Source organism: Streptomyces sp. NPDC005281 (assembly GCF_040607495.1).
Classification (GTDB): Bacteria; Actinomycetota; Actinomycetes; order Streptomycetales; family Streptomycetaceae; genus Streptomyces.
In genome coordinates, this window is sequence record NZ_JBEXGX010000073.1 from 1 (window position 1) to 9,412 (window position 9,412).

At 68.6% G+C, this 9,412-nt stretch carries 10 protein-coding genes; 4 read left to right on the forward strand and 6 right to left on the reverse strand.

Translation table 11 applies throughout. From position 1 onward, the window contains the following. Positions 1 to 551 precede the first annotated feature (551 nt). From ABZV42_RS41545 to ABZV42_RS41560, 4 genes are all read right to left on the reverse strand, one after another. The gene (locus ABZV42_RS41545) at positions 552 to 950 is read right to left on the reverse strand and encodes a hypothetical protein (protein WP_355991138.1); all 399 of its coding nucleotides are present in this window, start codon (positions 948 to 950) and stop codon (positions 552 to 554) included. Beyond that, on the reverse strand, positions 950 to 1,222 hold the full coding sequence (locus tag ABZV42_RS41550; RefSeq protein ID WP_355991140.1) for a hypothetical protein: 273 nt from the start codon (positions 1,220 to 1,222) through the stop codon (positions 950 to 952). The genes ABZV42_RS41545 and ABZV42_RS41550 overlap by 1 nt, the downstream gene beginning before the upstream one ends. A 1,102-nt stretch (positions 1,223 to 2,324) precedes the next feature. Continuing rightward, positions 2,325 to 2,570 carry a DUF2630 family protein gene (locus ABZV42_RS41555; RefSeq protein ID WP_355991142.1) on the reverse strand — a complete coding sequence of 82 codons (246 nt, stop codon included), beginning with the start codon at positions 2,568 to 2,570 and terminating at the stop codon, positions 2,325 to 2,327. Positions 2,571 to 3,243: 673 nt separating this feature from the next. Next, complete coding sequence (locus ABZV42_RS41560) at positions 3,244 to 3,960, reverse strand: hypothetical protein (protein WP_355991144.1); 717 nt, start codon at positions 3,958 to 3,960, stop codon at positions 3,244 to 3,246. 268 nt (positions 3,961 to 4,228) lie between these two features. Here ABZV42_RS41560 and ABZV42_RS41565 point away from each other — a divergent pair, with 268 nt between their 5' ends. From ABZV42_RS41565 to ABZV42_RS41580, 4 genes are all read left to right on the forward strand, one after another. Beyond that, on the forward strand, positions 4,229 to 4,735 hold the full coding sequence (locus ABZV42_RS41565) for a hypothetical protein (protein WP_356057435.1): 507 nt from the start codon (positions 4,229 to 4,231) through the stop codon (positions 4,733 to 4,735). A 1-nt stretch (position 4,736) separates the two neighbouring features. Continuing rightward, positions 4,737 to 5,564, forward strand: coding sequence for a hypothetical protein (locus tag ABZV42_RS41570; protein WP_356057437.1), 828 nt, complete (start codon positions 4,737 to 4,739; stop codon positions 5,562 to 5,564). A gap of 62 nt (positions 5,565 to 5,626) precedes the next feature. Continuing rightward, positions 5,627 to 6,526 (forward strand): aminoglycoside phosphotransferase family protein, encoded by a 900-nt coding sequence (locus ABZV42_RS41575; RefSeq protein ID WP_356057439.1) that lies wholly within the window; start codon positions 5,627 to 5,629, stop codon positions 6,524 to 6,526. Between the two features lie 202 nt (positions 6,527 to 6,728). Further along, positions 6,729 to 6,959, forward strand: coding sequence for a hypothetical protein (locus ABZV42_RS41580; RefSeq protein WP_355991152.1), 231 nt, complete (start codon positions 6,729 to 6,731; stop codon positions 6,957 to 6,959). Positions 6,960 to 7,618: 659 nt separating this feature from the next. Here ABZV42_RS41580 and ABZV42_RS41585 read toward each other — a convergent pair. Beyond that, positions 7,619 to 8,563 (reverse strand): transposase, encoded by a 945-nt coding sequence (locus ABZV42_RS41585; RefSeq protein WP_355991156.1) that lies wholly within the window; start codon positions 8,561 to 8,563, stop codon positions 7,619 to 7,621. Positions 8,564 to 8,991: 428 nt separating this feature from the next. Further along, positions 8,992 to 9,412: AfsA-related hotdog domain-containing protein (locus ABZV42_RS41590; RefSeq protein WP_356057441.1), on the reverse strand; the 421-nt coding region annotated here is incomplete at its 5' end.

Genomic DNA, 9,412 nt, shown 5'->3' on the forward strand with positions numbered 1-9,412 from the left:
AGACCCGATAACTCAGACACGCGCCCAGACACCCGACCACCCCCTGGGACCACTACCCAGGAACCTACGCCCGAGGCCTAAAACAACGGCATTGCGACTAGAGGGCGTCTGAAAAGCCGGTACGCCGCTCCCATGCTGTCGGTCGGGTACGGCCGGCGGAGGTGCTCCATCCCCATGCAGACGCTCCCCGGCCTGGTCGAACTGCTCCTGGAGGGGGGCTCGCGAAAGAGACTGGCCACCTCTCTGGCTCAGGCGGCGAGGTCGGCTGGGCCGGGCGTCATCGGGAACCTTGTCGCGGCCGATCCCGGACGATCACGCGAGCCGTGAAGCGTCGGCTCAAACAGGTCAAGCGGTGACTGATGGGGCGGCCGCCGGTCCAGGCGTTCCTCTGGCGTGCACCGTGGCCTGCGGCCGGGCGCATCGGGCAGACGACGTAGCCGCCCTGTTCGAGCGGTGCTCCGCCCGCTGAGGAGCGCCGGGCCTTGCGTGGTGCTCGGGGGCCAGTCCGCGACGGTGCGGGCGGGGTGGGGAGGGCGTCCACGCGCCCGCGGCTATTGGCCGGGGTGGACGGCCTGGACGCCGGTGCCTGCGTATGCCTTGGGTGTCAGGGTGAGCAGATACCGTCCGCTGGGGTGGGCGGGGGAGGGTCGGGCGGCGTGGATGGCGTGGACGGCGGCCCAGGTGTGGCCGAAGCGCAGCAGTTCGGTGGCGGTGACGGCGGCGTTGGTGTCGAACGCCTCGATCCGGATGAACCGCAGTCCCTTGATGTAGCCGAGCAGTCCGGGCTGCTCCGTGTCACCGGCCGTCAGCGACAGCACCGGCGCATACAGATCACCGAGCCCGCCGGAGGCCTGCACGTAGAACGCGGCAACCGCCTCGTTGAACGGGTCCTTCGGGTCGTACAGGGCCCCGGCGGCGGTGTGGTCCAAGACGACCGCGATCGCCGCCACTACGCGGCCGCCCGGGGCCCGTGCTGAGAGGCGCCCAGGCGCTCCAGAAGAGCCCGGGCCTTCGCCTCGGCCTCCGGGCTCGGCGCGCTGCCCAGGGCGGAGGCAAGCTCGGCGCGGGCCAGCTCGGCACGCTCGGCATACTCGGCCTGCGTCGGCGTGCTCTGCGCCAGTTCCTCGACCAGGCTGCGGATGGTCGTGCCATGCTCGGCCGCCAACCGCGCCAGCCGGTCCCGTGCCGCCGCGCTCACCTTGATACTCGTCTCGTCCGCCATACCCCGACTCTACCGCGCTCCTCTACCAGTGGTAGAGGAACGCGGAATGCCGAGCCCCCTCCCTCGGGGCAGCCCACCACGCCAATGCCCTGCGCCGCCTCGCGCTGGCTAGCGAGCCCCACCGCCCCATGGCCCCAGTTGCGCGGCGCCATGGAAAACCTTGCCACCGGTCTGTGGCTCCTCGACTGCGCCAGACGCGACGTTCATTGCGGCAGAGGGGTCACGGACCACGGCACGCGCTCGGTTTTCCAGCACTGCGGGTGGCAATCGGGGCGGCGACGACGATGGGCAAGGCGGCATCGTCCAGCACCCCGTCGTTGACGCTCTCCAGCGGGGAGACCGTCAGTGCTTCCAGCCCGGTGCCGGGCACCGCATGCGGCAAGTGCGAGGGGAGAGCTGCTCCATGGCCGGGGTGGCGTCGCCATGTAACTCGACGAGTCGGCGGCCCCAATGCTTGGCTGGGCGCCTCAACGCGAAAGCGCCGTCGGCTTGGGCTTACGTCGAGGCCTATCAGGTGTCCCCGCGGGGGACAGGTCTGCCCCACCGCAATGTCCCGACCGCGGCCCACCCTCACCCGGCCCGAGAACCTTGGGGCCGCGCCAGAGGATTGCCCGGCACTCTCGCCCTGTCCGCTGATGCAGGCTTGCGCTCCCTGATCTTGCGCGAGCTGCTCTTCACGTCGCGTTCTCGTCGGCAGTCCGGGGCAAGCCAGAACTGGGACAGAAGCGAACGGGACGGTGGTGAAGATGTCTCGGTACAGATAAAGCGTGCGCAACTGAGCTGGGCAGACCAGTGCCGCTACCGGCTCCTCCGTGCGCGCAGCGGTGGCCTAAACGGAATGCATCCCCGTGCGTCCGCCAGCCTGCGCTGCGTTCAACGAGTGCGCCGACCCACAGCTGGGCGGGCCATGCCGCGGCCATTTCCGGGCCCCGGCAGCCTGTCAGCGAAACATCAGTGCAGAGCGACTCCAGCCCCATGGATCGCTCGCATGGCGCGTTCAACTGTCTCCTGGCTCTCGCCGACCGGAGCCACGTAGTCGAGGACGTCCTGCGCAGCGTCCTTACCGATAGTGCGTGTGACGGGCTGACCGGGAGCCCGAAGCTCAGCCCAGATAGCCCTCGACCTGCGACGACGACCTCGGCTGCGCCTCATCCGGGTTCTCGCCGAACTCGGACTTCGCGCGCCGCTGGCGCAGCAGGTCCCAGCACTGGTCGAGCTCGCGCTCCAGCTCCGCGAGGCGCGTGTGCTCCGTGGAGCTGTCGATCTCACCCGCCGCCACGGAGTCACGTAGCCGTCGCTCGTCGTCCACCATCGCCGTGATCCTGCTGAGGATCTGCTCTTGGTCCATGGCCGTACGCCTCCTCGGGGCTCCAGGCCACTCTATGAAGAACCCGAGGTGTCGGCGAGCGAGAGAGACGGCCTCGCGCGGGTGGCACGCCCTACACCGCAGCCCAGGCCCGCATGCCCTCCGCTGCCGAACAGTTCGCGTCCCTGGCTGAACAGACCACGGCCCGCCTCCTTCGCTATTTTCCTTCACTCTCCTGCTGGTGGCGGGTGCAGATCATGATCCGGGGCGAGTCGGGTGCCGGGTGGATCCACGCGGGCGCTGCTTGGTACGGGCTGCGGCGCGCGGTGCAGGCGGTGCACGCCGCAAGCGGCTGCTGCACGAGTCCGGCTGCTGGCCGTGAGGACTTCGAACTCGCTCCGATGCAGGCTGGGGGAGGGGATGATCCCCATCGCGAAATCCGGTCAGGGCTGGCGGGTCGGTTCCGGTATCACCTAGACCCTTCGGCCTCTTATGGCGCGCTTCCGACTCCCTCCATGACGGCACCGGCCTGGGCCTGCCCATTGTCCGCGACCTCGTCAGGCCTCTGGCGGCGGCATCATCCTGCACGCCGCCTCCAGCAGGGATCGACCGGCACCCGACGATCGCTTTGCAGCCGCTCAGGTCTGCTTGGCCGGTCAGCCAGTTCGGCGGAACTGTTGTCGGTGACGCCCGGTGCGTCGCGGTGCCTCCTGGGTCAGAACGGCGGGTCGTCGGAACAGCCGTCTTCCCAGGGCCGGTCCATCGGTTCGGGACCCGAGATCCGTGGGTCGGGAAGGGGGGCGGGTTCTACGCCCCAGGTCACGAGGCACCGCTTGGCCATGTATCGGTATCCCCGGTACTCGCTGGCGCTGAGCGTGTTGCGAGCCAGCGGTACGAGCGCCGGAATGTGTACAGCCAGTTCAGCCACGGCGAGCGTCATCGCCGCTGCGTACACCGCAGCCTCCCTGATCAGAAGGCTTGCGTCGGCAAAGTGTGACCGTGCCGCCTCATAGATCAGCGGGATGATGGCACGCACCGCGGCGACATCCTCAGGTTCCCCTGGACCCTCCGCATCGTAAGTCGCTTCGTCGGCGAGATCACCCAGCCATTCGAGAAGCGCCGCGCGCATGGGCCGGCAGCGCTCATCGTGGAAGTAGGTCCCCACGGTCATCGTTCTCGGGTGGCCCAAGATGGCTATGACGAAGCAGGCGGCCGGGGCGGTGGCGCCGTAGATGCTGTTCTGGTGGGTCACGGCCTGACCGAGATCGCGTACGGCGCTTCGCTGAACATCCTCGTCGTCATCCAGCAGCCCAGCCAGGATGACGGGGGTCGCCAGCGCCACGTTGGGGCAGCAGTGGTCGACGCTATTCCAGTCCGTCGCCAGGAGGAGCGCCCAGGGGTCGATGGCCTCGCTTCCAGCATTGATCGTCACGGATTCAAGTGTGGCCTGTGGCTCTGCGTGGGCCAAGGCCAGGCCAGGGCCCTTCCACGCAGCAGGGGGTCCGCCCGCTGTGCCACCCGACACGGAAGGGTCGCAGGCCGGCGCGTACGGTGCCCGTGCAGCCAGGTCGGCCATCGCTCCAACTGGATCGGCCGGTTCAAGGACTTCCTCCTGGGCATCGTTGCCGTGGCAGCAGGCTTGAGATGACAAGAAGGCGTGACGGCGGGCGATTGGGGGCGCAATGGGTGTTGCGGCACTGATGGTGTCAGTGGTGGCCCTGGGGGTGTCTGGTTGGGCGTCAGTGCGGCAGCTGAGGCTGGCGCAGCACGCCAACACCCTGCCGGTGCTGGTGGACCTCTTTCGCGAGCATCGCAGCGCCCGACTGGCCGGTGCCCGGCAGTTCGTGCATGAGCACCTGCCAGGCTGTGATCTGTCGGCGGGACTGGACGGGGTCCCGGAAGCGCACAGGGAGTCGGTACGTGAGCTGGCTTGGTTCTACGACAACCTCGGTGCCTTGGTCGCCCATGGAGTCGTGGACATCGAACCTGTCTCCGGATACCTGGGCGGATCAGTGATCTCGGTGTGGGAAGGCATGCGGCCGATGGTGGAAGCGGAGCGGGCCAAGCGGGCCGGGAACGCGATGCCGGATCCGAACCGCTGGCAGGAATACTTCGAGAACCTCTACCAGCTGGTCCGTGAGATCCCTGCAGACCAGGCCCGTGCGCGAACCGAACTGTGGAGGCTTCCGCCTTCACAGCGCCTATAACATGCGTCGGCTCCAACGCCGCCTCGGCGATGACCACACCACCCGGCTCCAGGACCTGAACGTGCGCTGCCACGTCACCGCGGCGAACAACTTCCTCGACTGGCTCGGCGGCGAAGGGCTCACACCGGGGACCTGCACCCAGACGGACCTGGAACGCTGGATGGCCGACCCCACGGTCAGCTACCGCGACGAGACAGGCCACTTCGTCCGCTGGTCGGTACAGCACCGGCATGCCCGTGACCTGAACTACGGCACCGTCCGCTGGACCGGCCCGCTCAGCACCATCGACAGCGAGAAGCGCTGGGCCGACGCCCGCCGCCTCCTCAACGACGACACGCTGCCGACCCCGGACCGCGTCGCGGGACTGCTGCTGATCCTCTACGCACAGAAGATCGCCACCATCAGCCAACTCACCGTCGATGACGTCCACTTCGACGGCGACACCGTCTCCATCACGTTCGGCACCTCGCCGGTCGTCCTCCCCGCGCCGCTGGCCAGCCTGGTCCGCGAGCTCGTCGCGACCCGCCGCCGCAAGGCCAAGATCGGCACCCCGGAGGACGCCCCCTGGCTTTTCCCCGGAGGTCAGCCGGGACGCCCCCTCGGCGACGACCAGATCGGCCAGCGCCTCCACAAGATCGGGATCCGGCCCAAGCAGGACCGCTCCACCGCGCTGTTCACCCTCGCCACCGAAGTGCCCGCCGCGATCCTCGCCCGGATGCTCGGGGTCCACATCAAAGTGGCCGTTCAGTGGCAACAGGCATCAGGCGGGGACTGGGCCGCCTACGCTGCCGATGTCAGTCGTCGCAGCCGGGACCAGCACATATTGTGAAAGTGGTGTCTGCCGGAAAAGCGTTTGACGCCCGTCGGCGTCCGACGGTCGGATGACATGCCATGAGCACAGGGCAAATGCATCCCGGCACGCATCCCATCGACAACGACCTTGTGCGGCGGCTGATCGCCGGGCAGTTCCCGCAGTGGGCGGGGCTGGCGGTGGAGCGGTTTCCGTCCGGCGGCACGGTCAACGCCATGTACCGGCTGGGCAATGACACGGTCGTACGGCTTCCGCTGGTGAAGGGCGGGGCCAACGACGTGGCAGTGGAACGGACGTGGCTGCCCCGGCTGGCGCCCCACCTGCCCACACCCATCCCCGAGGTGCTCGGGGATGGGCAGCCCGCCGAGGGGTATCCGTGGCCGTGGTCGGTGTACCAGTGGCTCACGGGGGAGAATCCCGAAGCGGGGGTGCTGAGCGAACCTGTCCTGCTGGCCGAGGACCTGGCCGAATTCGTGGCAGCGATGCGGAACATCACCCTGCCGGGTGCGCCGCAGGCCCATCGCGGCGGACCGGTCGCCTCCCTCGACGCGGAGACCCGGGCAGCGATCGAGGAACTGCGGGGGATCCCGCAGGAGGGCGTCGACTGCGACGCTGCCGCCGCCGTATGGGAAGAGGCGCTGCAGGCCCCGGGCTGGGACGGCCCGCCGGTGTGGCTGCATGCCGACCTCATGCCGGGCAACTTGCTGGTGGACGGTGGCAGGCTGACCTCGGTAATCGACTTCGGGTGCCTGGGCGTGGGTGATCCGGCGTGTGATCTGTTCCCGGCGTGGAATCTGCTGCCCGCCGATGCAAGGGAGGTCTTCCGCGAGGCGCTGGGCGCGGACGACGCGACCTGGATCCGAGGACGGGGACGGACGCTCTCGCAGGCGCTGATCGCGCTGCCGTACTACCGGAGGACGAACTCGGCGATGGCGCACAACGCCCGGCACGTGATCCGGGCGGTGCTCGACGAAGGCTGAACGGTGAGAAGGGCCCGAACTTGACCGAGGCATTCCGGGGGTTCCAGTACCCGACTCCACCATTAGGGCGTCCGGGCGGATCGCAACGGCTGTTCCTCGCCGAGATCGAGGAGGCCGAGGAAGAACATCATGTCAGCTCACCGTGCAGGCGCTCCGCGACGCCCAAGCCTGGCCGCCTGCCCGCCGGTCCGGCGCACGGAGCGTGATCGAAGCCTTCGCCCAGGTGGATGCCGACCTCACCGAAGCGGCCGGGTCCGACCCCAAGGTCCTCAACGACGACGCCCACCTGGAGAGCCTGCTGCGCAAGCAGGCCCAGACCCTGCACGTCGGGCCGGCCAACGCCGAACGGGCGGCCGCGGACCAGCGACAGTGCTTCCTCCAGATCGGGCAGCCCGTCCGCTGCCCGGGCCAGGCCGCGTTCGGCGAGCTGTAGGAACCGAGTCCAGTCGCAGCGCACGTTGTCGGCTAGTCGGTAGGGGGTGTCCCCGTTGCGGCGCCGTGGCACGTAGGGGTCGCCGTCCGGGTCGTTGCTCAGTGCCCGGAGCAGGCCTTGGATGCGGGCGTTGAGGGTGGTGGTCGACCATGGCTTGAGGGGTTCATGTCGGCGCACAGGGTGTCGGCGCTGCGTCCGGGACGGAAAGTAGATGAGTGCGGCGAGCTGGGCAGTGCGCGGGCCGTGGCCGTTGCGGCCCACGCCGTCAACCTCCACCGTTCCCAGCACGCGTATCTCCGGTCCCGCAATGTCCTGCGCCTTCGAGGCAGCGGCTTCCTCAATGACATCTGAGGACTGGGGCGTGGCCCGAATGGCGGCGGTTGTCGCCCCTTAGTTCGAGGAATCGCTGACCGGCCGCGACCCCCGCTCTCCGAACTGCACGGCTGTCCGCCGCACATCAGTTTCTGGGCAGTGGGTCTGCAGGGCGCCGGTCTGGCACGGAGGCGGGTTACTTTCGGGCGGTTGCGATGCCGTTGAACAGGTTTGATGACGCCAGGATTAGATCGAGGAACGCGTAGATCGTGCCCACCATCCCGCTGCCTCTGCGCGGCGGAGCTCCGGGGACCAGCACATCGGCGACCCGTACGGAGCGGGCCGGCTCAACGATGCTGTGGCCGGTTCAGCGCTGATGGCGGCTGACCATGATGAGCGCAACGGGCCAGGCCAGACACCCTGCCGCTGTCATGAAGTACGCCGCGGGTGACGACAGCTGAACTGCTGCGAGTCACCGTGCCAGGCGCGTTTTCCTCCAAGATCCGAAAGTGCGAGTGGTTCCCTAACGGAGTGTCTTGCAATGTCAACCTGCGACGTGGCTGCCCTGGCGGGGCCCTTCCGATGTCGACCCGATCACTACCACGGCCCCAGCCCGCTCCCCTTTGGCCGACGGCCCTGCGCGGTCTTACCTGGGTGGTGTCTATGTGGGTTGCGGCTTTGGGGGATTTGGCCTCCGGTGCGTGCAACGCGTGGCGCATTTGGGCCTTGACGGTGTCGGTGTCGGGTTGTTCGGAGATTGTCCGTAGCGGTGTGGCGGCCCGTGGTTGGGCGGACTTGGGGGTCTGGCTCAGTGGATTGTGGGTGATGGGGGTGGCGCGGCGCGTGTTGAGGGTGTGGGGGAGTGTGGGGCGTTGCTGTCTTGGTGCGCTCGGCAGGGTCGTGCCGGGCGCGTTCACCGGGCCGGTGTGGGTGTCGGAGACGATCAGTTGGACGGCGGGCGGGCTGCGGGGGGTCGGTGAGCGCTGGAAGGCGAGTCGGCGGGCGGCGTCCTCGGGCGTGGTGACGTGGATGTCGAGGGTCTTGTGGTGTCCGTGCGCGTTGACGCCGGCCGCGGTCAGCGCGTGGGCGTTGAGGGTGCGGCGGCCCTTGCGGACCTTGTGCGTGAGCGCGTCCACTCCACCCGGGCGGACGCATACGGTCCGGCGTCCAGGGGCCGGTTGCGGAACGCGGCGATCTGGGCGTGCAGGTGCTTGGCCATCGCGCTGAGCCGGATCAGGTGTTGCGACTCGGTGGTGGAGTTGTTCACCTGCTGCGGCGTCGTACGCCGGCATGGCCGGGTCGGCAGTGATCACATCAGGGCCCTGGAGCACCAGGCCTTCTCGAACGGAGCGTGACCAGGCCTTCTCGAACGGAGCGTGAGTCCTTCTTCCGGAGCACCTTGCACCTCGCACGGCGTGTATAGAACGCGAGGACCAGCGTGAGTGTGCCGACAGTCAAGGAGGTCGGGCCTTCGGCGATCCGGGCGTCGTTGGTCTGCGGAGCACCGGGGAGGAGCATGGCGCCGAAGGTGAGCCGGCACGTGGCGACGACCCGGTTGTGGCGTCGTTCGAGGCCGTGGACGAAGGCATGCGGGTGAGGCGGCTCGGCCGCGGACGTCGATGGCCTGGCCGCTGACGGCTGTGTCGTTGCCCGACTGGGCATCAGGAACGAGCCGGGTTCGCTCTGGTGTGGGGGGTCGTCGTCGTGTGCGGCGGTCCGGTCAGGTGGTGGTTCCGGTGATGGTGGTGGTGAAGATGTGTTGGTTGTTTTGGGTTCCGGTGATTTCGATGGTGGTGGTGTTGTTGTGGGTGGTGTGGTGGGTGGTTTGGATGTGGCAGGGGGTGTCGAATTCGGCGTAGCGGGTGAAGGTGGTGGTGGCGCCGGTGGGGGTGAAGACGCCGGTGCCGCCGGTGTTGCCGCTGCCGGTGCTGCTGGTGTTGGCACCGATGGCCCCGTTGCTGCTGTCGTTGGTGCTGCTGCCGTTGGCGCGGGTGGTCCCGCTGCTGCCGTTGCCGTTGCCGCTGGTGCCGCTGTCGCTGCCGCTGTTGGTGTGGGTGGTGGCGTGGGCGGCTTGGCGGGCGGCTTCGAGGAGGACCATGCCGGGGATGTGGTCGCCGCTGTGGTCGAAGAGGGTGGGGTGG

Coding starts and splice junctions, on each gene's coding strand:
- ABZV42_RS41550 (WP_355991140.1), bottom strand. CDS start 1,222: ATGGCGGACGAGACGAGTATCAAGGTGAGCGCGGCGGCACGGGACCGG.
- ABZV42_RS41555 (WP_355991142.1), bottom strand. CDS start 2,570: ATGGACCAAGAGCAGATCCTCAGCAGGATCACGGCGATGGTGGACGAC.
- ABZV42_RS41565 (WP_356057435.1), top strand. CDS start 4,229: ATGGTGTCAGTGGTGGCCCTGGGGGTGTCTGGTTGGGCGTCAGTGCGG.
- ABZV42_RS41570 (WP_356057437.1), top strand. CDS start 4,737: ATGCGTCGGCTCCAACGCCGCCTCGGCGATGACCACACCACCCGGCTC.
- ABZV42_RS41575 (WP_356057439.1), top strand. CDS start 5,627: ATGAGCACAGGGCAAATGCATCCCGGCACGCATCCCATCGACAACGAC.
- ABZV42_RS41585 (WP_355991156.1), bottom strand. CDS start 8,563: ATGCCGGCGTACGACGCCGCAGCAGGTGAACAACTCCACCACCGAGTC.